A 21,856-nucleotide genomic window follows, 5' to 3' on the forward strand; every position below is an offset into this window, starting at 1 on the left:
GTCACAGCCTTCGGCAAGGAGATTTATCTTGCCGAGCATAGACGCCCTCGCCGATCGCCTCGCGACCTACCTCGGCGCAGACCAGGTCAATCTGGTCCGCCGGGCGTACTTCTACGCCGAACAAGCCCACGACGGCCAACGCCGTCGCAGCGGCGAAGCCTACGTCACGCATCCGCTGGCGGTGGCCAATATTCTTGCCGACATGCACATGGACCATCAGAGCCTGATGGCAGCCATGCTGCATGACGTGATCGAAGACACCGGCATCGCCAAAGAAGCGCTCTGCGCACAGTTTGGCGAAACGGTGGCCGAATTGGTCGACGGGGTCAGCAAACTGACCCAGATGAACTTCGAGACCAAAGCCGAAGCTCAGGCTGAAAACTTCCAGAAGATGGCGATGGCCATGGCGCGGGACATCCGTGTGATTCTGGTCAAGCTCGCCGACCGCCTGCATAACATGCGCACGCTGGAAGTCCTTTCCGGAGAGAAGCGCCGTCGCATCGCCAAAGAAACCCTCGAAATCTACGCCCCTATCGCCAATCGCCTTGGCATGCACAGCGTGCGCATCGAATTCGAAGACCTGGGTTTCAAGGCGATGTACCCGATGCGCTCTTCGCGCATTGGCCAGGCGGTCAAGCGCGCGCGCGGCAACCGCAAGGAACTGGTCAACAAGATCGAAGAGTCGCTGAGCCACTGCCTCGCCGTTGACGGCATCGAAGGCGAAGTCAGCGGTCGTCAGAAGCATTTGTATGGCATCTACAAAAAGATGCGCGGCAAGCGCCGGGCCTTCAACGAGATCATGGACGTCTACGCGTTCAGGATCATCGTCGACAAGGTCGACACCTGCTATCGCGTGCTCGGCGCTGTGCATAATTTGTACAAGCCGCTGCCCGGCCGCTTCAAGGATTACATCGCGATCCCGAAAGCCAACGGCTATCAATCGCTGCACACCACCTTGTTCGGGATGCACGGCGTGCCCATCGAAATCCAGATTCGTACTCGCGAAATGGAAGAGATGGCCAACAACGGTATCGCCGCGCACTGGCTGTACAAATCCTCTGGCGATGAACAGCCGAAAAGCACCCACGCGCGGGCTCGCCAGTGGGTCAAGGGCGTGCTGGAAATGCAACAGCGTGCGGGTAACTCGCTGGAATTCATCGAGAGCGTGAAGATTGACCTGTTCCCGGACGAGGTCTACGTGTTCACGCCCAAGGGCCGAATCATGGAGCTGCCGAAAGGCTCCACGGCAGTGGACTTCGCATATGCCGTCCACACCGACGTCGGCAACAGCTGCATCGCCTGCCGGATAAATCGCCGGCTGGCGCCGCTTTCCGAACCGCTGCAAAGCGGCTCGACCGTCGAGATTGTGAGTGCGCCGGGAGCACGTCCGAATCCGGCCTGGCTCAACTTTGTCGTGACCGGCAAGGCCCGCACGCACATCCGTCATGCGCTCAAACTGCAGCGCCGATCGGAGTCGATCAATCTCGGCGAACGCCTGCTGAACAAAGTACTCAACGGCTTCGACAGCACACTGGAAAAGATTCCGGCCGAACGCGTGCGCCTGATCCTTGCCGAGTATCGCGTCGAGGTCATCGAAGACCTGCTCGAAGACATTGGCCTGGGTAACCGCATGGCTTACGTGGTCGCTCGCCGATTGCTCGCCAGTGAAGGCGATCAACTGCCAAACGCAGAGGGTCCACTGGCTATTCGTGGCACCGAAGGCCTCGTCCTCAGTTACGCCAAGTGCTGTACGCCGATACCAGGCGACCCGATCGTCGGGCATTTGTCCGCGGGCAAAGGCATGGTCGTGCACCTGGACAACTGTCGGAACATCGCGGAAATCCGCCACAACCCCGAGAAGTGCATTCAGCTGTCGTGGGCCAAAGACGTCACCGGCGAATTCAACGTTGAGCTGCGCGTCGAACTGGAACACCAGCGTGGCCTGATCGCCTTGCTCGCCAGCAGCGTCAACGCCGCGGACGGCAACATCGAAAAAATCAGTATGGATGAACGCGATGGTCGCATCAGCGTGGTCCAACTGGTGGTCAGCGTGCACGACCGCGTGCATCTGGCCCGTGTGATCAAGAAACTGCGCGCCCTGGCCGGCGTGATTCGCATCACCCGTATGCGCGCGTAGTCAAACCGCAAACAGGAGTTTTTCATGAGCAAGACCGTCATCTCCAGCGACAAAGCCCCCGCCGCCATCGGCACCTACTCCCAGGCAATCAAGGCGGGCAATACCGTCTACATGTCGGGCCAGATTCCGCTGGACCCCAAGACCATGGAGCTGGTCGAAGGGTTTGAAGCACAGACCGTTCAGGTCTTCGAAAACCTGAAGGCGGTGGCCGAAGCCGCAGGCGGCTCGTTCAAGGATATCGTCAAGCTGAATATCTTCCTCACTGACCTGAGCCACTTCGCCAAGGTCAACGAGATCATGGGCAAATATTTCGAACAGCCGTATCCGGCGCGCGCCGCCATTGGCGTGGCTGCACTGCCGCGTGGCGCTCAGGTTGAAATGGACGCCATTCTGGTCATCGAGTAAATCCCGGTGCGGAGCTCAAGCACGCTCCGCCTCCTCAGAAAAGGAAGGACTCCGCCCATGCGCGTTGCGTTTGCCCTCTCACTGCTGGTCGCACTGCTCAGCGGCTGCGCCAGCCACTCCGACAAAAGCCCGGACGGCACCTGGATCAACCAGGCGGCCATCGACGCGGCAGCCCAAGGCGGCAACCTGCGTCAGGCGCTGCTGGCCTACGGCCCGAATCTGGAATGGAACATCAACACCAAGGCCGGACAAGCCACTGCTTCAAACGGCTTCGAGCTGAGTGAAGGCAAGATCGCCAGCAATGCCGACGGCAAGCTGCGCGTCGACTTCTACGGCAATGCGTCTGATGAGCTGACCATCAAGGGCGATGAGCTGGTGCAACGCGCCAGCGACACCGGGCCGGAACAGCATTTCCGCTCGCCGAAAGAAGCCCCACCGGCCGGCGCACAACCCGGCACCAGCTTTGAGCGCGCGCTCTACACCGCCTACCTTGGCGGCAAGTGGACCATCGTCAATGGCGACGGTCAGGGCAGCACGGTTGAATTCCTGCCAGACGGCAGCGTCAGTGGCCTGCCAGGTAATGATCGCTACGCACTGTGCCTGGCCGGCGACTGCGCAGCCATGAGCGGTGAATACGACAGCATGTGGCTGGAGAAGAACGAGCGCGGTAACCCGTGGATCTTCATCCGTAACGGCAAACAGCTGGAGTTGTTCCAGGCGGTGAACAACGCCCAGGCAACCGAAATGCCGGACCTGCGCCCGGGCGAGAAGCGCTGGGTGCTTGAGAAGAACTGATACAGCGAACGTCGTTGTTGTGGGAGTGAGCTTGCTCACGAAAGGGCCTTTCAGCCGCTGGATACTTAGCGGCTGTGCCACCCTCTTCGCGAGCAAGCTCGCTCCCACAGGATTTCAGTGATCCGAGCTAGTTCGGCTGGTCTGCCAGCATCGCCTCATACCCTTCCCTATAAGTCGCATAACGCGGCGTCCAGCCCAGCGCCCTGGCGCGGGCATTGCTGCAGCGCTTGCTCCCGGCGCGGCGCACGTTGTGTTCATCCGACCACTCTGTGACGCCCAGACGCTGACGCATCCAGTCGACCACTTCGGCCAGCGGCGCGGGCGCATCGTCGACGCCGATATAACAGTCCTCCAGCGCTACATCGTTCGAAGCAGCGCGCAGCAAAAACGCCAGCAGCCCGGCCGCGTCATCAGCATGAATGCGATTGCCATACAGAGGCGGATCAGTTGCAACACTGTAGCCCTGACGTACACGGTTCATCAGATCACTGCGTCCCGGGCCGTAAATCCCGGTCAGCCTGACGATGGTAGCTGGCACGCCGCTGTCCAACGCCACTTGTTCAGCCTCGCGCATGACCTGACCTGAGTACCCGGTCGCTTCGACAGCCGACGTTTCATCAACCCACTCGCCGTGCTGCTGGCCATAGACGCTGCTGCTGGACACGAACAATATCCGCTTCGGCCGCTGTCCGCTGCGCTCGCTCCAGCCTAGTACGTGCCGCAGCCCCTCTACATAAGCCGCACGGTAACCCGCCTCATCCCGGTCAGTGGGTGTGGCGCAATAGACCAAGTAATCAAGCCGACCTTCCGGCCAGTGCGCGGGAATGCGGGCGTCGAACAAGTCGCCGCTGACGGCGAGCACGCCTGCGGGCAGCTTCTCAACGGAGCGGCGCAGGCCGTATACCGTCCAGCCATCAGGCAACAGTTGGGAGGCCAGTCGGCTCCCGATATCGCCACATCCAGCAATCAAAACGGATGGCGCTGACATGTCCAATCTCCACATTACTCGTTGAATTTCAGCCCGTGAAAAGGGCTATAAAACCGACCATTGGGAAGCATTCTCAAGAAAAAGAGACGCTCTTACTTTTGTTAACAAGAATTACTTGCAATAATGACAGCCCTTTGTTCTCCTCCGCTCGCCTCGCGCCAGCGTGACGCTCTCAGAACGAACACCTATTTTCATATCAGGTCGGGCCAGCATGACATCTATTCAAACCCCCGCTTCGTCCATTGCCAACCGAGGTCTGCCACGTGCAGGACGCGCCATTGCCGCGCTGCTGTTCAGCCTGATGTTGACGCCCATAGCGCTCGCCGACTCCAACGCTCCCGTACAAAAGCCCGCCGTACAGGCCGAGGCGCCAACCGCCACCCCGGTTGACCCTTCGACAACGCCAGGCGTTCAAGAACTGACCCCGGCATCTGCTCCGGCTGAGTCGCTTGATGCCGCTGCGGAAGATAACAGCCTGGGCATGTCCCACGACCTCTCGCCCTGGGGTATGTACAAGAACGCGGACATCATCGTCAAAGCCGTGATGATCGGTCTGGCCATTGCATCGGTCATTACCTGGACCATCTGGATTGCCAAGGGCTTCGAACTTCTGGGCGCCAAGCGTCGTCTGCGGAGCGAAATCGCTGCGCTGAAACGCGCACGCAACCTGGACGAAGCCAGTGCAGGGGCGAAGAAAGAAGGCACCCTTTCCCATTTGCTGGTGCACGACGCACTGGAAGAGATGCGCCTGTCGGTTAACACCCGCGAACGGGAAGGCATCAAGGAGCGCGTCGCTTTCCGCCTTGAACGGCTGGTCGCCGCGTGCGGCCGCAACATGAGCATGGGCACCGGCGTGTTGGCCACCATCGGCTCGACTGCGCCGTTCGTGGGCCTGTTCGGCACCGTATGGGGGATCATGAACAGCTTCATCGGCATCGCCAAAACCCAGACCACCAACCTGGCTGTTGTGGCGCCGGGCATCGCCGAGGCCTTGCTGGCCACCGCACTGGGTCTGGTTGCCGCGATTCCTGCCGTGGTCATCTACAACGTCTTCGCCCGCTCCATTGCCGGTTACAAGGCGCAAGTGTCCGACGCTTCGGCGCAGGTTCTGTTGCTGGTCAGTCGCGATCTGGATCACCAGCCTGCGGTCGAGCGCAGCCAATCGCCGCACATGGTAAAGATGGGGTAAACCATGGGCCTGCATTTGAAGGAAGGCGACGACGAGCTCGCCGAGAACCACGAAATCAACGTGACGCCGTTCATCGACGTCATGCTGGTCCTGCTGATCATCTTTATGGTTGCCGCCCCGCTGGCAACCGTGGACATCAAGGTTGACCTGCCTGCCTCTACCGCCAAGCCGGTGCCTCGACCCGAAAAGCCGATTTTCCTGAGCGTGAAAGCCGACCAGAGCCTGTACCTGGGCGATGAAAAAGTGGCCCGCGAGCAGATCGGTCAGGTGCTGGATGCCAAGACCAAAGGCAAGAAAGACACCACGATCTTCTTCCAGGCCGACAAGGGCGTCGACTACGGCGACCTGATGGACGTCATGAACGCCCTGCGCGGCGCAGGCTACCTGAAGGTGGGCCTGGTGGGTCTCGAGACGGTCGGCAAGAAATGATCAATATGCGCCAAAAGCTGACGCGCTATAGCGGTAGTCTGTTGTTGGTGCTGGCGGTCCATGCTGTGGCGATTATCGTCGCGTTGCGCTGGCCCTCTTCGCAGGCCATCGAGTTGCCGCCGGCCGCGATGATGGTCGAACTGGCGCCGGTCCCCGAGCCCGCCCCGCCGCCACCGCCAAAAGTCGTGCAACCCCCGCAGCCGCCTGCGCCTGAAGAACAACTGCCGATTCCGCCAGTCGCCGAAGCGCCCAAGGCCGAAATCGCTGTGCCCAAGCCGGTCAAGCCAAAGCCCAAACCACAGCCGCCAAAACCTGTGAAGAAGGTCGAGCCGCCGAAGGAAGAAAAGCCAGCCGACGACAAGCCGCTGGACGCCCCGCCATCCAACGCCAAGCCGGAGAAGTCAGCGTCGCCGCAACCTGCTCCGCCCACGCCGCCGAGCAATGCATTACCTACTTGGCAGGGTGAATTGCTGAGTCACCTGAGCAAGTTCAAGCGGTACCCGGAAGATGCTCGACGTCGGGGCATGCAGGGCACCAGTCGTCTGCGCTTCGTGGTCGATGGCGAAGGCCGCGTGTTGTCCTATGAACTGGCCGGAGGCTCGGGCAGCGCATCACTGGATCGAGCGACGCTGGAAATGATCCGCCGCGCGCAGCCATTGCCCAAGCCGCCGCCGGAATTGCTGAAGAACGGGTCGCTGGAAGTGGTCGCTCCCTTCGTTTATTCCCTGGATAAACGCTGAAACCAGAATTTTGTCAGCCGCGACGGGTTGATAACGTGCGTCTATCGATTGCACCCGCTATGCTGGGGCCGCAACTTCATGGACGCACGTTATGACCCTCACAGAATTGCGCTACATCGTTACCCTCGCTCAAGAACAGCACTTCGGCCACGCCGCTGAACGCTGTCACGTCAGCCAGCCGACCTTGTCGGTGGGCGTCAAGAAGCTGGAAGATGAACTCGGTGTGCTGATTTTCGAGCGCAGCAAGAGTGCCGTACGTCTGACCCCGGTTGGCGAGGGCATCGTGGCTCAGGCGCAAAAGGTTCTCGAACAGGCCCAGGGCATTCGTGAACTGGCCCAGACCGGCAAGAACCAGCTGACCGCGCCGCTTAAAGTCGGCGCGATCTACACCGTCGGCCCGTATCTTTTTCCTCACCTGATTCCCCAACTGCACCGGGTCGCCCCGCAGATGCCGTTGTACATCGAGGAAAACTTCACCCACGTGCTGCGCGACAAGCTGCGCAATGGCGAGCTCGACGCGATCATCATCGCCCTGCCATTCAACGAGGCTGATGTCCTGACGCTGTCGCTTTACGACGAGCCGTTCTACGTACTGATGCCTGCCGATCATCCATGGACCCAGAAAAAGACCATCGATGCTTCGGCGCTGAACGACAAAAGCCTGCTGTTGCTGGGCGAAGGTCACTGCTTCCGCGATCAGGTGCTCGAAGCCTGTCCGACGCTGGTCAAGGGCGGCGACGCTGCCAAGCACACCACGGTGGAGTCCAGCTCGCTGGAAACCATTCGGCACATGGTTGCTTCAGGGTTGGGTATTTCCATCCTGCCGATGTCCGCCGTTGACAGCCATCACTACGCACCAGGCGTGATCGAAGTCCGCCCGCTGTCGCCGCCAGTGCCATTCCGCACTGTGGCAATCGCCTGGCGTGCCAGCTTCCCGCGTCCGAAAGCCATCGAAATCCTCGCCGACTCGATTCGTCTGTGTTCCGTCGCTCGTCCTAAAGCTCAGGCTGAAGCGAGTTAAGGGACGGTATGACGGAGCTGTCTCATGTCTCGGTCACGGCGCTAAAAGGCGTCGGTGAGGCAATGGCTGAAAAGCTGGCGAAAGTCGGTCTTGAGAACATTCAAGACGTGCTGTTTCACCTGCCGTTGCGTTATCAGGACCGGACTCGCGTCGTGCCCATCGGCGAATTGCGCCCGGGCCAGGACGCGGTGGTCGAGGGCGTGGTCAGCGGCGCCGACGTGGTCATGGGCAAGCGCCGCAGTTTGCTGGTCAGGATCGGCGATGGCACCGGCGTGTTGAGCCTGCGCTTCTACCACTTCAGCAACGCGCAGAAGGACGGCCTCAAGCGCGGTACCCATGTGCGCTGTTACGGCGAAGCCCGGCCCGGTGCGTCGGGGCTTGAGATCTACCACCCGGAATATCGCGCGATCACCGGGGATGAACCCGTTGCTGTCGAGCAGACGCTGACACCGATCTACCCCACGACCGAAGGCCTCACCCAGCAGCGCCTGCGGCAATTGTGTCAGCAGAGCCTGTCGATGCTCGGCCCGAAAAGCCTGCCTGACTGGCTGCCGGATGAGCTGGCACGCGACTATCAACTCGCGCCCCTGGCTGAGGCCATTCATTACCTGCACAACCCGCCTGCCGATGCTGACGTCGAAGAGCTCGCGCTGGGCCACCACTGGGCGCAGCACCGACTGGCCTTTGAAGAGTTGCTGACGCACCAGCTTTCCCAGCAACGCCTGCGTGAAAGCCTGCGCTCGCAACGCGCGCCTGCATTGCCCCCGGCCAAACGCCTGCCGAAGCAATTCCTCGCCAACCTCGGATTCCCGCCCACAGGTGCGCAGCAGCGCGTCGGCAATGAGATCGCCTACGACCTCAGTCAGCAGGAACCGATGCTGCGGCTGATTCAGGGCGACGTGGGTGCTGGCAAGACGGTCGTCGCAGCCCTCGCGGCGTTGCAGGCGCTGGAGGCTGGCTATCAGGTCGCACTGATGGCGCCCACGGAGATTCTTGCCGAACAGCATTTCATCAATTTCACCCGCTGGCTGGAGCCTCTCGGCATCGAGACAGCCTGGCTCGCGGGCAAACTCAAGGGCAAGGCGCGGGCGGCATCGCTGGCGCAGATCGCCGGCGGTACGCCTATGGTGGTCGGCACCCACGCGCTGTTCCAGGACGAAGTGCAGTTCAAGAATCTCGCGCTGGTCATCATCGATGAACAGCACCGTTTCGGTGTTCAGCAACGTCTGGCCCTGCGCAAGAAAGGCGTCGGCGGCTCGATGTGCCCACACCAATTGATCATGACCGCCACCCCCATTCCACGCACGCTGGCGATGAGCGCCTACGCCGACCTCGACACGTCGATCCTCGACGAACTGCCGCCCGGGCGTACGCCGGTGAATACCGTGCTGGTGGTCGACAGTCGACGGATCGAAGTCGTCGAGCGCGTACGCAATGCGTGCGCCGAAGGCCGGCAGGCGTACTGGGTGTGCACGCTGATCGAGGAGTCCGAGGAGCTGACGTGTCAGGCCGCTGAAACCACGTTCGAGGAATTGACCAGCGCGCTGGGCGAGCTCAAGGTCGGCTTGATTCACGGGCGCATGAAGCCCGCCGAAAAAGCCGCCGTCATGGCCGAGTTCAAGCAGGGCAATCTGAATCTGCTGATTGCGACGACGGTGATCGAGGTCGGCGTGGACGTTCCCAATGCCAGCCTGATGATCATCGAAAACCCGGAACGCCTGGGCCTGGCGCAGCTGCATCAATTGCGCGGTCGGGTCGGCCGGGGCAGCGCCGCCAGCCATTGCGTGCTGTTGTACCACCCGCCGCTTTCGCAGATCGGTCGTCAGCGGCTGGGCATCATGCGTGAAACCAACGACGGCTTCGTCATCGCTGAAAAAGATCTGGAGCTGCGTGGGCCCGGCGAGATGCTCGGCACGCGTCAGACAGGGCTGTTGCAATTCAAAGTCGCTGACCTGATGCGCGATGCAGATTTGCTGCCCGCGGTGAGGGACGCTGCACAGGCACTGCTTGAACGCTGGCCGCACCATGTCAGTCCTCTGCTGGAACGCTGGCTGCGCCATGGCCAGCAATACGGGCAAGTGTGAAGCAGTCAACGCAATAACAGGGTGTCTCACCTCTATAACAACTAAGCTGGTTATACTTCAGCGATTGTAGGAATCTGGATACAGGCCATGACAGAAGTTGCCCACATCGACACAAGCCCACACTGCCCTTCTGTCATTCGGCAGTTGCTGGGCAAACTCAACTTCCGTGAAGTAACTGACGATGAGTCTCTGCCGCCGGCCCAGAAGGTTCAGGCCATTCTGGTCGATGACTCCGTTGGCGCGCTGTTCATCCTGTTTCCACAAAACCATTTGCTCGACCTCAACCGCATCGCCGAGTTGACCGGCCGCAAATTGAAAGCGGTTCCGAAAGAGTCGCTTGAGCTCATGCTGCAAAAACACAAGCTCGGCACGTTGCCCGGCCTGCCTTCACTGACCAGCTCGCCTTGTCTGTATGAAGAGCGAATTCTGTCTGGCCCTGCCGTGCTGATCGACTCCGGCGAGCCAGGCCTCTTGCTGGAAATCAGCAGCGAGGATTTCAAGACGCTGTTGACCAAGGCCAGCGCTGCCCGTTTTGGCGAACCGGTGACGTCGGTCACCCCTAACCTCACGCGTCCCGATGACGACCGCGAGGAGATCACCAAGGCCGTTCAGAACTTCACTGCCCGACGCATTCAGCAGCGCCTGGAATCCACGGTGGAAATCCCGCCGTTGGCCGACACGGCGCAGAAAATCATCAAGCTGCGTGTCGACCCGGACGCGACCATCGACGACATCACCGGCGTAGTCGAAACCGATCCGGCATTGGCGGCACAGGTCGTGAGCTGGGCAGCCTCCCCGTATTACGGTTCGGCCGGCAAAATCCGTTCGGTGGAAGACGCCATTGTTCGCGTGCTGGGTTTTGATCTGGTGATCAATCTGGCGCTCGGTCTGGCGTTGGGCAAAACCCTGGCGTTGCCCAAGGATCATCCGCAGCAGGCGACGCCTTACTGGCAGCAGTCAATCTACACGGCTGCGATCATCGAAGGCCTGACCCGCGCCATGCCCCGTGCCGAGCGCCCGGAAAGTGGCCTGACGTACCTCGCCGGCTTGCTGCACAACTTCGGCTATCTGCTGCTGGCGCATGTGTTTCCGCCGCACTTTTCGCTGATCTGCCGCCAGATCGAAGTCAATCCGCACCTGCATCACAGCTACGTCGAACAGCATCTGCTGGGCATCAGCCGCGAGCAGATCGGCTCCTGGCTGATGCGCAACTGGGACATGCCGGAGGAGTTGGTCATCGCCCTGCGCTTTCAGCACGACCCGCACTACGCAGGTGAGCATCACAAGTATGCAAACCTGGTATGCCTGGCGGTGAGACTGCTGCGCAAGGAAGGCATCGGCTCCGGCCCTCTGGAAAGCATTCCGGACGAGCTGCTTGATCGTCTGAAGCTCTCTCGCGAGAAAGCTCAGGACGTCGTGAAGAAAGTGCTCGAGGCCGAAGTGCTGTTGCGCGAACTGGCCTCGCAGTTCAGCTGATTTCGAAGTTTCCGAGGAAGGTTATTTCTTCTTCCTCGGCTTCAAATACTTCGTCAGCCCCTGGAACCACATCACCAGTCCCGCGTTGCCGGTGACCAGGATGTCCTTGTCCTGAATGCCCTGCATGAATGCGAGCTGCTTGTTCCGGGCCTGCATTGTGGCGAAGCCGTAATCGGCGTCTTTGAAAGAGATCACGAACGCAGGCGCCGCAAAGGTGCCGGCGCAGCTCTTGACGCGCTGATCGCGCACGATGAAGTGCCGGGCGATCTTGCCGTCAGCGGTCTGCAATTGGAAAGCCAGATCCTTCCCCGCGAGTTGCTGCTGAAAAGCGGGATTATTGCGACTGGCGCGGGCCATCAACAGGCCCAACATCCAGAGTAGAAAACGAAACTTCATGCGTGGGCCTCATGGGATCAGCGGCGGTCAGGGTGACCAGCCGCAGTGTAGCGAGCTTGATTGACCGGCGAGCAGGCAGAACCGGTCAGTCGCAAAGTGGCGGGCTAGACGGGACGCGCAGGTCGGCGCAGGTCGACTCACCGGCCATAAAAAAATGGGCACGCCGACTGATCGGTATGCCCATTTCCATGCTGCTCGCCCTCCGCAGAGCGCTCAGCGAATTACTTTTTCTTTGCTGCGGGTGCCTTGGCCGCTGCGGCCTTGGCTGGCTTGGCATCTTTGGCGGCTGCAGCCGGCTTGGCTGGTTTGGCTGGCTTTGCCGAGTCCGGATTGACGCTGTCTTTGAGAAACTTGCCCGGCTTGAATGCCACCGTGTTGCTGGCCTTGATCTTGACGGGCTCACCGGTCTGAGGGTTCTTGCCGGTGCGGGCGCCACGATGACGTTGCAGGAAAGTGCCGAAGCCAACCAGCGTGACGCTGTCCTTTTTGTGCAGCGCGTTGGTGATTTCGTCGAGCACCGCGTTGAGGACGCGATTGGCTTGTTCTTTGGTGAGATCTGCTTTCTCGGCAATAGCCGCTGCGAGTTCTGGTTTACGCATATGAAGCCTCTTTTACGGTTTTTTGTTTTTATGTCCCGTGCAGCCCTTGCGGACAGCGAGCAGGTGCCGCAACAGCTCTACGTTGCGGCAGACCGGAATGAGAATGGCACGCCACCGGGACCCGCGCCAGTACGTGGGCCACGTTTGTTTCAACTAAAAGATGGCTTATCCGACAGAACGACTGTTAATCATGCCAGCAGCGGGGGCAAAGCCTTGTTCAGGGCAAGCTTGTCCATCACCGCCGCGCCTGTCAGCGCGTAACCCAGCAGGTTGCCGTCGCTGTCCAGGCACAGTGCCTTGATGTCGGCGCCCTCACCTTCCACGGTCCAGACACCTTCCGAGCCCTTGGGCGGCGGCGACACTACCAGCGGGCAAACCGGCGTTTTCACCGTGACCGGCATCGGGCCATATTTGACGGGTGTGGGTGTGCCGGCGAGGGTTTGCGCCAATGCCCGGGCGCAGTTCATCAGCGGCATGACGTAGAGCAGATTCAGGCCATCGACTTCAGCGCAGTCGCCCAGTGCATGGATATTGGCGTGGGAGGTCTGCAAATGCCGATCGACCACAACGCCACGCCCGATTTCCAGGCCGGCCGCTGCGGCGAGATCAGTGCGGGGGCGCAGGCCGATGGCCGACACCACCAGATCGCAGTGAAGCACCTCACCATCGGACAGGTGCGCCTCGAGCCCGTCGTCGGCACGATCAAGCCGGGTCAGCAAGGGGCCGAGATGAAAACGCGCGCCCAGGCTTTCCAGTCCGGCCTGTACCGCTGCGGCAGCCGCAGGGTGCAGCAACGTCGGCATCACCTGCTCGCACGGTGCAACCAGGTCGATCTCGTAGCCGCCCAGGATCAGATCGTTGGCGAACTCGCAGCCGATCAGGCCTGCGCCCAGAATCAGCACTCGCTTCTTGCCGGCAGCTGCAGCACGGAAACGCGCGTAGTCCTCCAGATCATTGATCGGGAATATGGCATTGGCGGCATCACCGGCCACCGGCACGCGCACCGTTTCCGCGCCCCACGCCAGAATCAGATCGCGGTAGGGCACCGCTTCCTCGCCGATCCACAGACGCTTGTGACCCGGATCGATGCCGCTGACGCGGGTGTGCGTGCGCACCTCGGCCTTGAGCTGCTCGGCCATGGCACCCGGCTCGGCCATGCTCAGGCCGTCAGCTTCCTTGTTTTTGCCAAAGCCGGTGGAAAGCATGGGTTTGGAGTACGAACGGCCGTCATCGGCGGTGATCAGCAACAGCGGCGTCTCGCCATCCAGCTTGCGAAATTCGCGGGCGAGGTTATAACCCGCCAGCCCGGTACCGATGATCACGACAGGTGCGTTCATTCATTTCTCCAGAGGGGTCGTGGAAGTCGGCGGATCAGCCGATTTCGATCATCTCAAAATCCATTTTGCCGACGCCGCAGTCAGGGCACAGCCAGTCTTCCGGCACATCCTGCCAGAGCGTGCCGGGCGCGATGCCGTCATCCGGCCAACCGTCGGCTTCGTTGTAGATCAGGCCACAGACTATGCATTGCCACTTTTTCATTGGTCGGTTCTCTTGGTTTCAGGCTAGACGTCCCAGACGCTCCGCTGTCGTCGCGAAGTTTATCGAATGGGTCAGGCCTTTTACTGATCACAGCGCAATGACGCAAGTTTCATTGATGCGCGACTCGCGCACTTTTCGGAGGACCGGCCTCTTCCCGGCTGAAGCCGGTCCCACTAACACCGCATATTCTGTAGGACTGGCTTTAGCCGGGAAGGCATCAAGTGCCTCAGCGCAGAAATGGGGGAGCTCCGGTCGTCGGTCAAAAATCGCAATCATGCTAAGCTCGCCGCCTCGATTGCCGCCTGTGTTTGTCTCCCGTGATCCAGCAAACCCCTGCATTTCCAGCGCCCGAGTGGCTTTTGCGCGATCAGTTGATCGATGCCCCCTCACCCGTCGTTCTTGAGTGGCTGTTCCACGAAGATTCCCTCACCCGACGCCTGACCCGGCTCTCTGACAATCATTTCTGCGTGCAGCCGCAATTCGAAGGCTGGCAGCGCCTGCGTGAAGATGAATGCGCCGCGCTGCACTTGCCTGAGGGCAGCGAAGGTTGGGTGCGTGAAGTCTTTCTGCTGGGCCGTGACGAACGATGGGTGTTTGCCCGCAGTGTCGCCGCCCGCAGCGCTCTGGAGCATGACGGCCTGCACATGGACGAGCTCGGCACCCGATCGCTGGGCGAACTGCTGTTCAGCGATAAAGCCTTCGCCCGCGGTCCGCTGCAGGTCTGTCGCTATCCTGCGCAATGGCTGCCCGAGACTGACGCACAGCAGGGCTTGTGGGGACGCCGCTCCTGTTTCAGCCGTGGGTCCTTGAGCATCTTGGTAGCGGAAGTGTTTCTGCCCACCGCGTGGCGCGCCATCGAAGCCCACCTTCCACTGCATGCCCAAGAGGGCCGCTGATGTACCTGTCGTTGCTCAAATCACTGAACCGTCTGCACCCGCGCGCCTGGGACTTCATCCAGCTCACGCGCATCGACAAGCCCATCGGCATTTATCTGTTGCTGTGGCCAACCTTGTGGGCCGTCTGGATTGCAGGCAAGGGTTCGCCGTCCCTGAGCACACTGCTGATTTTCGTCATCGGCGTGTTCCTGATGCGCGCGGCGGGCTGCGTGTTCAACGACTTCGCCGACCGCAAGGTGGACGGCCACGTCAAACGCACCGAGCAACGGCCGTTGGTGAGTGGCAGGGTGACGTCAAAGGAAGCGCTGATTCTGTTCGCCGTATTGGTGGGGCTGAGCTTTGTCCTGGTGTTGTTCACCAATGCGACGACAATCTGGCTGTCGTTCGGCGGTCTTGCCCTCGCGGCGTGCTACCCGTTCATGAAGCGCTATACCTACTACCCGCAAGTGGTATTGGGCGCTGCATTTTCGTGGGGCATGCCGATGGCATTTACCGCAGAGACCGGCGAGCTGCCCGCTGCCGCGTGGCTGCTGTACATCGCCAATCTGCTGTGGACGGTGGGATATGACACGTATTACGCGATGACGGATCGCGAGGACGACTTGAAGATCGGCGTGAAATCCACGGCTGTGCTGTTCGGCGACGCGGATCGGGTGATCATCCTGACGCTGCAAGGCCTGGCATTGTTCTGCCTGATGCTGGCGGGTACACGCTTCGAGCTGGGCCTGTACTTCTTCATCGGCCTACTGGTCGCGGCGGGATGCTTTGGCTGGGAGTTCTGGTCGACGCGGGACAAAGACCCGCAAGCCTGCTTCAAGGCTTTTCTGCATAACCATTGGGCAGGGCTGGCGATCTTTGTCGGTATCTTGGTCGACTACGCGCTGCGCTGACCGATTAAGGCCAACGCAGCAGTTGAAGGCTCGAATTACGGTTTGGCGATGTGCCAGACGTCACCTTTGCCGTCGCCGGATTTGTCGCCGGCGGCTTTATCGCCTTTGAAAAAGTACAGCGGCTTGCCCTTGTAAACCCACTGCGAGGCACCGTCATCGCGCTTGATAATGGTCCAGTCTCCTTCAGGCTTGTCGCTCGCTGAGGCAGTCAGCGGCGGCCAGTTGGTTGCGCATTGATCGTTGCAGACGGATTTGCCTGCCGACGTGTCTTTGTCGTAGGTGTAGAGGGTCATGCTTTTATGATCAGTGAGCATGCCGTCGGTGGTCATCGCAGGCGCCGCCGCGAAGGCCATGCCGGAAGATGCCAACGCTGCCGCCGCCAAAAGGCGCATCAGAGCGGAAGAAATTTTAGCCATGGATGAATCCTCTTTTTGTTTGTCGCTGGATGGACATTTCTTGTAGGACAAGTCGCCAGCTTAGCGCTAGACCGGCGAATACGCCTAGCTCGAACTAACCTGTCACACGACTGCAATAATTCCGTTATCTAATGCGCCCCAAGACAGTTAAATGACATGAGGTTCGAGGCATGGTTGGCAGGAGCATTCTGATCGTCGACGACGAGGCGCCCATTCGCGAAATGATTGCCGTCGCACTGGAAATGGCCGGCTATGACTGCATTGAGGCTGAGAATTCGCAACAGGCCCACGCCGTTATCGTCGACCGCAAGCCGGACCTCATCCTGCTGGACTGGATGCTGCCGGGCACATCTGGCATCGAGCTGGCCCGCCGCCTGAAACGTGACGAGCTGACCGGTGACATCCCGATCATCATGCTCACGGCCAAAGGCGAAGAGGACAACAAGATTCAGGGTCTCGAAGTCGGCGCCGACGACTACATCACCAAACCCTTCTCCCCCCGCGAACTGGTCGCCCGCCTCAAGGCCGTGCTGCGCCGGGCTGCCCCGAACGATGGCGAATCACCGATCGAAGTGGGCGGTCTGCTGCTGGACCCGATCAGCCACCGCGTGACCATCGACGGCACACCTGCCGAGATGGGCCCGACCGAATACCGCCTGCTGCAATTCTTCATGACCCATCAGGAACGCGCCTACACCCGCGGGCAGCTGCTCGATCAGGTCTGGGGCGGAAATGTCTACGTGGAAGAGCGCACCGTGGATGTCCACATCCGGCGTCTGCGCAAAGCCCTCGGCGAGGCTTACGAAAATCTGGTACAAACCGTCCGCGGTACTGGCTACCGTTTCTCCACCAAAAGCTGAAAAAGCATTTGGCAGCGATTCAGACCGCTGAAGACAAGGACGCGTTAATTGAATCACAACTGGCATGGCACCCTGATCCGCCACTTGCTGATGTTGGTCACAGCCTCGCTGCTGGCCGGTTTGATCAGCGGGCATTACGGCGGGTGTCTGGCAATCGGTCTGGGGCTTTATCTGGCCTGGACCCTCAAACAGCTGCTGCGCCTGCATGACTGGCTTCGCCATCACAAACCCGACGAGCCGCCGCCCGATGGCTATGGCTTGTGGGGTGAAGTCTTCGACAGCATTTACCATTTACAGCGTCGCGATCAGCGCGTGCGTGGCCGCCTGCAAGCGGTTATCGACCGTGTCCAGGAATCCACTGCCGCACTGAAAGATGCCGTGATCATGCTCGACAGCGACGGCAACCTGGAATGGTGGAACCGCGCGGCCGAAACCTTGCTGGGCCTGAAGACGCCCCAGGACAGCGGTCAGCCGGTGACCAATCTGGTGCGCCATCCGCGCTTCAAGGAGTACTTCGCGCACGCCAACTATGCCGAGCCGCTGGAGATCCCATCGCCGGTCAATGACCGCCTGCGCATTCAGATGTTGATCACCCGCTATGGCAACAACGAACATCTGATGCTGGTGCGCGACGTGACGCGCATGCATCAACTGGAGCAGATGCGCAAAGACTTCGTCGCCAACGTGTCCCACGAACTGCGCACACCACTGACGGTCATCTGCGGGTACCTGGAGACGCTGCTGGATAACGTCGAAGAAGTGAATCCGCGCTGGGTCCGTGCGTTGCAGCAAATGCATCAGCAAGGCGGACGCATGCAGACGCTGCTCAACGATCTCCTGCTGCTGGCCAAGCTGGAAGCCACCGATTACCCGTCCGACAATCAGCCCGTCGCCGTGTCGTCGCTGCTGCAGAGCATCACCAATGATGCCCAGGCACTGTCGGGGAGCAAGAATCAGCAGATCACCCTGGAGCTGGAAAGCGACGTCAGCCTCAAGGGCAGCGAGGCGGAGCTGCGCAGCGCGTTCTCCAACCTGATCTTCAACGCGGTCAAATACACGCCCGCAGAGGGCAAGATCCGCATCCGCTGGTGGAGTGACGGGCGTGGCGCGCACCTGAGCGTGCAGGACTCCGGCATCGGCATCGACAGCAAACATATCCCGCGCCTGACCGAGCGCTTCTACCGCGTCGATTCCAGCCGCGCCTCAAACACCGGCGGAACAGGCCTGGGCCTGGCGATCGTCAAGCACGTGCTGCTGCGCCACCGCGCGGCACTGGAAATCAACAGCGTCCCTGGCAAGGGCAGTGTGTTTATCTGCAACTTTGCCCCGGCGCAGATGACCAAAGCCTAGGCAAGCCTGTAGATAGCCGTTAAATTGCGTCCCTTGTGCCCTCCAATTGTGAGGGCTTGTTTCATTCCACACTTCAAAACGGAACCTGCAAAACCCCATCATGGACCCTTCCCCTGGTATCAGCCTGGCTTCACTCTTCGCCGATTTCGGCATGATTCTTTTCGCAATGGTGTTGGTTCTGCTCAACGGATTTTTCGTTGCGGCCGAGTTCGCCATGGTCAAACTGCGCTCCACACGTGTCGAGTCGATCGCCGAGAAAAACGGCTGGCGTGGACGCATTCTGCGCACCGTTCACAGTCAGCTCGATGCTTATCTGTCGGCCTGCCAGCTGGGTATTACGCTGGCGTCGCTGGGTCTGGGCTGGGTCGGTGAGCCGGCGTTCGCGCACCTGCTGGCGCCGTTGCTCGAGACGGTCGGCGTGGAATCGCCGGAAGTCGTCAAAGGCGTGTCGTTCTTCAGCGCCTTTTTCATGATTTCGTACCTGCACATCGTAGTGGGTGAACTGGCCCCGAAATCCTGGGCCATTCGCAAACCCGAGCTGTTGTCGCTGTGGACGGCGGTGCCGCTGTACCTTTTCTACTGGGCAATGTACCCGGCCATTTATCTGCTCAACGCCAGCGCCAACGGCATTCTACGCATCGCCGGCCAGGGCGAGCCCGGCCCCCACCACGAGCATCATTACAGCCGTGAAGAGCTCAAGCTGATCCTGCACTCAAGCCGCGGTCAGGACCCAAGCGACCAGGGCATGCGCGTGCTGGCCTCGGCCGTGGAAATGGGCGAGCTGGAAGTGGTGGACTGGGCCAATTCCCGCGAAGACATGGTCTCGCTGGAATTCAACGCCCCGCTCAAAGAAATCCTCGCGATGTTCCGTCGGCACAAGTTCAGCCGTTACCCGGTGTACGACTCGGACCGCAATGAATTCGTGGGCCTGTTGCACATCAAGGACCTGCTGCTGGAACTGGCCGCGCTGGACCACATTCCCGAGTCTTTCAACCTCGCCGAGCTCACGCGGCCGCTGGAGCGCGTGTCCAAGCACATGCCGTTGTCGCGCCTGCTCGAGCAGTTCCGCCAGGGCGGCGCGCACTTTGCGCTGGTCGAGGAAGCCGACGGCAAGATCATCGGTTACCTGACGATGGAAGACGTGCTGGAAGTGCTGGTGGGCGACATTCAGGACGAACACCGCAAGGCCGAGCGCGGGATTCTGGCCTATCAGCCGGGCAAGCTGCTGGTACGCGGGGACACGCCGCTGTTCAAGGTCGAGCGCCTGCTGGGCATCGATCTGGACCACGTTGAAGCCGAGACCCTCGCAGGCCTGATCTACGACAGCCTCAAGCGCGTGCCTGAGGAAGAGGAAGTCATGGAAGTTGAAGGCCTGCGCATCATCATCAAGAAGATGAAAGGCCCGAAGATCGTGCTGGCGAAGGTGTTGAAGTTGGATTGATCTGCACGTCCGAGCAGATCATCAATTCCCGCCAATCGCGAAGTTAGGCAGGCTCTGGACCGGCTGCGAGAATTCGTACGGGATCGACTCCAGCGCCAGCCCGACATTGCGCTGCACCACGAAGTGCAAATGCGGGCCGGTGCTGTTGCCGGTGTTGCCGGACCGCCCGAGCGGCGTGCCCACTGCCACATGCTGGCCTTCCTTGACGCTCACCGATCCCTGCTGCAGATGCAGATAAACGCCCATCGTGCCGTCGTCGTGCAGAATGCGCACGAAGTTGCCCGAGGGATTGGCGCCTCGACCTGACTGGGCATTCTCGGTCTTGATCACGGTCCCGCCCCGCGCAGCGATGATCTGCGTGCCTTCGGGCATGGCGATGTCTATCGCGTAGCGGCTCTTGGCGCCTACGTGGCTGTAGGACCCATTGGCGCCCTGACTGATGCGAAACGGCCCGCCCACCCACGGCAATGGATAGCGATAGGCAAATCCGTTCGCCGACACGCCGCGCTGCGGGTCGCCCACGATGGATCGCAGACTGGGCTTGTAGGCCATGGCCCTGCTGGCCACTTGCGGGCTGAGGGCGATGAGGCGTTCGTTGCTGCGCGCTGGAATTGTGCGGCGAATGACTTGGTCCGACACGCCCACCACGTTCTTCACCCCGGCCAGACGCAGCTCGACTTCAACGGGCGCGTAGAGATCATTGCGAACATAAAGGCTGTCGCTGCCATTGGCTTTCTTGACGCTCAGGCGCACCTGGGTGTCGATGCGCTCGACCATGCGCTCGCGAAGCTTCATCACCTGCGCGCCACGCACAGGCTGGTCGGTAAACGACACAACGCCATTGGCATCGGTGAACCGATAGATCGTGACTGCCCCGGCGGTCTGCGTGGCCAGCAGTAAGGCACAGACAACCAGCACGCGCTCTAACATCGGGATAGACCTGGTGAGTGGACGATTGGCGCCCAGCCTAACAGCGATGCCGACGCAATTGGACTCATCCGAATCAATCGGTAATAGACGAAGCGTCAAGGAAATCGCGTCAGCACAGGGCGCAATCGGAATTGCAATTTCTATGCTGGATGGAGTGGGAGTGAGCTTGCTCGCGAAGATGGACTCCCAACCGCTGCAAATTTAGCGGATGTACCGGTCTCATCGCGAGCAAGGTGGAGCGCCATCCCGGTCGCTCCCACATATTGAGCATTCACCGGGAATGAGCTCGCCTGACATGGCAGCGAATCAGGCACCCGGCACGAAGTGCTTCTGCGCGGTGCCACGGGCAATCAGGCGCGAGAGGTAATCAAGCTTCTGAGTGTCCTTGTCGACGAAGCGGAAGGTGACCTGCAGCCACTCGCTGTCCGGCTTCTGCTCGAACGCGGCAATCGCGTGCAGATAACCATTGAGACGCGCGACCTCGGCGTTTTCACCCTGCTCCAGATCGAGCACGGCGCTTTCGAGGATCTGCGGCAGGACCTCGCCACGGCGGACCAGCAGTGACGCTTCCTTGAGCGTCAGCGCCTTGATCACGCAGGGCTGGGTCCCGCTCGGAAGACGCAACTGACCCTGGCCACGACCCGTGGGTGCGGCGGCGGGAGCAGCATTGGCCACCGGTTGGGCCAGAGGCTGAGCGGCCTGGGGTGCCGCAGAAGCTGCGGGCGCCGTGTTGACAACCTCAGGGCGATTACCCGTCAGGGCGCTGAGTGAGTCATTGGCAAACGCCGCATTGACGCGAGCCGGACCACTGGACATCAACGCGTCGAGCTTGCCGACCTTGTGCAGCGCTTTCTTGACCTTGGTCAGCAGTTGCTCGTTGGTGAACGGCTTGCCGATGAAGTCAGAGACGCCGGCCTGGATCGCCTGAATCACGTTTTCCTTGTCGCCACGGCTGGTGACCATGATGAAAGGCATGGTCTTCAGGTTGTCCTGCTGGCGGCACCAGGTCAGCAATTCCAGCCCGGACATTTCGGGCATTTCCCAATCGCAGAGCACCAGATCAAACACTTCACGGCTGAGCAGCACTTGCGCCTTGCGGCCGTTTACTGCGTCTTCCAGAGCGATTCCCGGGAAGGCATTGCGCAGGCCTTTCTTGACCAGATCGCGGATGAACGGTGCGTCATCCACCACCAATACACTGACTTTACTCATCGACGCTCCTGATGGCGTGTTCACCGCAAATGGCGAGCATTCGCTGGCGGGTGGCCAGCTGCC

At 60.7% G+C, this 21,856-nt stretch carries 21 protein-coding genes and 1 pseudogene; 14 read left to right on the forward strand and 8 right to left on the reverse strand.

The features are described 5' to 3' along the window. Window positions 1-28 precede the first annotated feature (28 nt). Genes spoT through QWI20_RS08155 form a run of 3 tightly spaced genes read left to right on the forward strand, consistent with a single transcriptional unit; the run spans window position 29 to window position 3,337 of the window. Complete coding sequence (spoT, locus tag QWI20_RS08145) at window positions 29-2,137, forward strand: bifunctional GTP diphosphokinase/guanosine-3',5'-bis pyrophosphate 3'-pyrophosphohydrolase (protein ID WP_192171463.1); 2,109 nt, start codon at window positions 29-31, stop codon at window positions 2,135-2,137. Between the two features lie 24 nt (window positions 2,138-2,161). Next, window positions 2,162-2,542, forward strand: coding sequence for a RidA family protein (locus QWI20_RS08150; RefSeq protein WP_065988223.1), 381 nt, complete (start codon window positions 2,162-2,164; stop codon window positions 2,540-2,542). A gap of 57 nt (window positions 2,543-2,599) precedes the next feature. Further along, a complete protein-coding gene (locus QWI20_RS08155) occupies window positions 2,600-3,337 on the forward strand; it encodes a hypothetical protein (protein ID WP_369305020.1) in 738 nt (245 codons plus the stop codon). Between the two features lie 127 nt (window positions 3,338-3,464). On the opposite strand, the gene QWI20_RS08160 is transcribed toward QWI20_RS08155, so the two are convergent. After that, the gene (locus QWI20_RS08160; RefSeq protein WP_369305021.1) at window positions 3,465-4,325 is read right to left on the reverse strand and encodes an SDR family oxidoreductase; all 861 of its coding nucleotides are present in this window, start codon (window positions 4,323-4,325) and stop codon (window positions 3,465-3,467) included. Between the two features lie 211 nt (window positions 4,326-4,536). Between QWI20_RS08160 and exbB the strand changes: the two genes are divergently transcribed. The 6 genes from exbB to QWI20_RS08190 all read left to right on the forward strand — a co-directional run bounded on the left by exbB (window position 4,537) and on the right by QWI20_RS08190 (window position 11,264). Continuing rightward, window positions 4,537-5,514, forward strand: coding sequence for a tonB-system energizer ExbB (exbB, locus tag QWI20_RS08165; RefSeq protein ID WP_369305022.1), 978 nt, complete (start codon window positions 4,537-4,539; stop codon window positions 5,512-5,514). Between the two features lie 3 nt (window positions 5,515-5,517). After that, the gene (gene exbD, locus QWI20_RS08170; protein WP_133773871.1) at window positions 5,518-5,943 is read left to right on the forward strand and encodes a TonB system transport protein ExbD; all 426 of its coding nucleotides are present in this window, start codon (window positions 5,518-5,520) and stop codon (window positions 5,941-5,943) included. Further along, window positions 5,940-6,683 carry an energy transducer TonB gene (locus QWI20_RS08175; protein ID WP_369305023.1) on the forward strand — a complete coding sequence of 248 codons (744 nt, stop codon included), beginning with the start codon at window positions 5,940-5,942 and terminating at the stop codon, window positions 6,681-6,683. Before exbD ends, QWI20_RS08175 begins: the two co-directional genes overlap by 4 nt. 91 nt (window positions 6,684-6,774) lie before the next feature. Then, entirely contained in the window at window positions 6,775-7,704 is a 930-nt protein-coding gene (locus QWI20_RS08180; RefSeq protein ID WP_065988216.1) for a hydrogen peroxide-inducible genes activator, read from the forward strand. A gap of 8 nt (window positions 7,705-7,712) precedes the next feature. Continuing rightward, window positions 7,713-9,788, forward strand: coding sequence for an ATP-dependent DNA helicase RecG (gene recG, locus QWI20_RS08185; RefSeq protein ID WP_369305025.1), 2,076 nt, complete (start codon window positions 7,713-7,715; stop codon window positions 9,786-9,788). A gap of 87 nt (window positions 9,789-9,875) precedes the next feature. Next, on the forward strand, window positions 9,876-11,264 hold the full coding sequence (locus QWI20_RS08190; RefSeq protein ID WP_369305026.1) for an HDOD domain-containing protein: 1,389 nt from the start codon (window positions 9,876-9,878) through the stop codon (window positions 11,262-11,264). A gap of 21 nt (window positions 11,265-11,285) precedes the next feature. Here QWI20_RS08190 and QWI20_RS08195 read toward each other — a convergent pair whose 3' ends face one another. The 4 genes and pseudogenes from QWI20_RS08195 to QWI20_RS08210 all read right to left on the reverse strand — a co-directional run bounded on the left by QWI20_RS08195 (window position 11,286) and on the right by QWI20_RS08210 (window position 13,798). Beyond that, entirely contained in the window at window positions 11,286-11,660 is a 375-nt protein-coding gene (locus QWI20_RS08195; RefSeq protein WP_369305027.1) for a helicase, read from the reverse strand. A gap of 329 nt (window positions 11,661-11,989) precedes the next feature. Then, a pseudogene (locus QWI20_RS08200) lies at window positions 11,990-12,259 on the reverse strand (HU family DNA-binding protein); the annotation flags it as partial. A gap of 188 nt (window positions 12,260-12,447) precedes the next feature. Beyond that, window positions 12,448-13,596: an NAD(P)/FAD-dependent oxidoreductase gene (locus tag QWI20_RS08205; protein ID WP_369305029.1), complete on the reverse strand. Its 1,149-nt coding sequence runs from the start codon at window positions 13,594-13,596 to the stop codon at window positions 12,448-12,450. Between the two features lie 34 nt (window positions 13,597-13,630). Next, on the reverse strand, window positions 13,631-13,798 hold the full coding sequence (locus QWI20_RS08210; RefSeq protein ID WP_002555879.1) for a rubredoxin: 168 nt from the start codon (window positions 13,796-13,798) through the stop codon (window positions 13,631-13,633). Window positions 13,799-14,115: 317 nt separating this feature from the next. Between QWI20_RS08210 and QWI20_RS08215 the strand changes: the two genes are divergently transcribed. Both QWI20_RS08215 and ubiA read left to right on the forward strand, forming a co-directional pair. Then, a complete protein-coding gene (locus tag QWI20_RS08215; RefSeq protein ID WP_369305033.1) occupies window positions 14,116-14,694 on the forward strand; it encodes a chorismate lyase in 579 nt (192 codons plus the stop codon). Further along, a complete protein-coding gene (ubiA, locus tag QWI20_RS08220) occupies window positions 14,694-15,584 on the forward strand; it encodes a 4-hydroxybenzoate octaprenyltransferase (protein ID WP_369305035.1) in 891 nt (296 codons plus the stop codon). Before QWI20_RS08215 ends, ubiA begins: the two co-directional genes overlap by 1 nt. Window positions 15,585-15,619: 35 nt before the next feature. On the opposite strand, the gene QWI20_RS08225 is transcribed toward ubiA, so the two are convergent. Continuing rightward, window positions 15,620-16,000, reverse strand: a complete 381-nt coding sequence (locus tag QWI20_RS08225) for a hypothetical protein (protein ID WP_369305037.1) — start codon at window positions 15,998-16,000, stop codon at window positions 15,620-15,622. 170 nt (window positions 16,001-16,170) lie between these two features. On the opposite strand from QWI20_RS08225, the gene phoB reads away from it, so the two are divergent. The 3 genes from phoB (at window position 16,171) to QWI20_RS08240 (ending at window position 19,651) form a co-directional block, all read left to right on the forward strand. Next, window positions 16,171-16,860 (forward strand): phosphate regulon transcriptional regulator PhoB, encoded by a 690-nt coding sequence (gene phoB, locus QWI20_RS08230; RefSeq protein ID WP_037016751.1) that lies wholly within the window; start codon window positions 16,171-16,173, stop codon window positions 16,858-16,860. A 90-nt stretch (window positions 16,861-16,950) separates the two neighbouring features. Continuing rightward, the gene (phoR, locus tag QWI20_RS08235; protein WP_369305158.1) at window positions 16,951-18,210 is read left to right on the forward strand and encodes a phosphate regulon sensor histidine kinase PhoR; all 1,260 of its coding nucleotides are present in this window, start codon (window positions 16,951-16,953) and stop codon (window positions 18,208-18,210) included. Between the two features lie 100 nt (window positions 18,211-18,310). After that, complete coding sequence (locus QWI20_RS08240) at window positions 18,311-19,651, forward strand: hemolysin family protein (protein WP_192174552.1); 1,341 nt, start codon at window positions 18,311-18,313, stop codon at window positions 19,649-19,651. Between the two features lie 21 nt (window positions 19,652-19,672). Here the strand turns inward: QWI20_RS08240 and QWI20_RS08245 are convergent, their stop codons facing one another. Together QWI20_RS08245 and QWI20_RS08250 are read right to left on the reverse strand one after the other, a co-directional pair. Further along, on the reverse strand, window positions 19,673-20,581 hold the full coding sequence (locus QWI20_RS08245; RefSeq protein WP_369305039.1) for a peptidoglycan DD-metalloendopeptidase family protein: 909 nt from the start codon (window positions 20,579-20,581) through the stop codon (window positions 19,673-19,675). Window positions 20,582-20,887: 306 nt separating this feature from the next. Beyond that, window positions 20,888-21,793, reverse strand: a complete 906-nt coding sequence (locus QWI20_RS08250; protein ID WP_369305041.1) for a response regulator — start codon at window positions 21,791-21,793, stop codon at window positions 20,888-20,890. Window positions 21,794-21,856: the final 63 nt, after the last annotated feature.

It is taken from the genome of Pseudomonas sp. W2-17 (genome assembly GCF_041060445.1).
Classification (GTDB): Bacteria; Pseudomonadota; Gammaproteobacteria; order Pseudomonadales; family Pseudomonadaceae; genus Aquipseudomonas.

Excerpts from the sequence above, each read along its gene's own strand:
- QWI20_RS08150 (WP_065988223.1), top strand. The coding sequence starts at position 2,162 with ATGAGCAAGACCGTCATCTCCAGCGACAAAGCCCCCGCCGCCATCGGC.
- QWI20_RS08155 (WP_369305020.1), top strand. The coding sequence starts at position 2,600 with ATGCGCGTTGCGTTTGCCCTCTCACTGCTGGTCGCACTGCTCAGCGGC.
- QWI20_RS08160 (WP_369305021.1), bottom strand. The coding sequence starts at position 4,325 with ATGTCAGCGCCATCCGTTTTGATTGCTGGATGTGGCGATATCGGGAGC.
- exbB (WP_369305022.1), top strand. The coding sequence starts at position 4,537 with ATGACATCTATTCAAACCCCCGCTTCGTCCATTGCCAACCGAGGTCTG.
- exbD (WP_133773871.1), top strand. The coding sequence starts at position 5,518 with ATGGGCCTGCATTTGAAGGAAGGCGACGACGAGCTCGCCGAGAACCAC.
- QWI20_RS08175 (WP_369305023.1), top strand. The coding sequence starts at position 5,940 with ATGATCAATATGCGCCAAAAGCTGACGCGCTATAGCGGTAGTCTGTTG.
- QWI20_RS08180 (WP_065988216.1), top strand. The coding sequence starts at position 6,775 with ATGACCCTCACAGAATTGCGCTACATCGTTACCCTCGCTCAAGAACAG.
- recG (WP_369305025.1), top strand. The coding sequence starts at position 7,713 with ATGACGGAGCTGTCTCATGTCTCGGTCACGGCGCTAAAAGGCGTCGGT.
- QWI20_RS08190 (WP_369305026.1), top strand. The coding sequence starts at position 9,876 with ATGACAGAAGTTGCCCACATCGACACAAGCCCACACTGCCCTTCTGTC.
- QWI20_RS08195 (WP_369305027.1), bottom strand. The coding sequence starts at position 11,660 with ATGAAGTTTCGTTTTCTACTCTGGATGTTGGGCCTGTTGATGGCCCGC.
- QWI20_RS08205 (WP_369305029.1), bottom strand. The coding sequence starts at position 13,596 with ATGAACGCACCTGTCGTGATCATCGGTACCGGGCTGGCGGGTTATAAC.
- QWI20_RS08210 (WP_002555879.1), bottom strand. The coding sequence starts at position 13,798 with ATGAAAAAGTGGCAATGCATAGTCTGTGGCCTGATCTACAACGAAGCC.
- ubiA (WP_369305035.1), top strand. The coding sequence starts at position 14,694 with ATGTACCTGTCGTTGCTCAAATCACTGAACCGTCTGCACCCGCGCGCC.
- QWI20_RS08225 (WP_369305037.1), bottom strand. The coding sequence starts at position 16,000 with ATGGCTAAAATTTCTTCCGCTCTGATGCGCCTTTTGGCGGCGGCAGCG.
- phoB (WP_037016751.1), top strand. The coding sequence starts at position 16,171 with ATGGTTGGCAGGAGCATTCTGATCGTCGACGACGAGGCGCCCATTCGC.
- phoR (WP_369305158.1), top strand. The coding sequence starts at position 16,951 with ATGTTGGTCACAGCCTCGCTGCTGGCCGGTTTGATCAGCGGGCATTAC.
- QWI20_RS08240 (WP_192174552.1), top strand. The coding sequence starts at position 18,311 with ATGGACCCTTCCCCTGGTATCAGCCTGGCTTCACTCTTCGCCGATTTC.
- QWI20_RS08245 (WP_369305039.1), bottom strand. The coding sequence starts at position 20,581 with ATGTTAGAGCGCGTGCTGGTTGTCTGTGCCTTACTGCTGGCCACGCAG.
- QWI20_RS08250 (WP_369305041.1), bottom strand. The coding sequence starts at position 21,793 with ATGAGTAAAGTCAGTGTATTGGTGGTGGATGACGCACCGTTCATCCGC.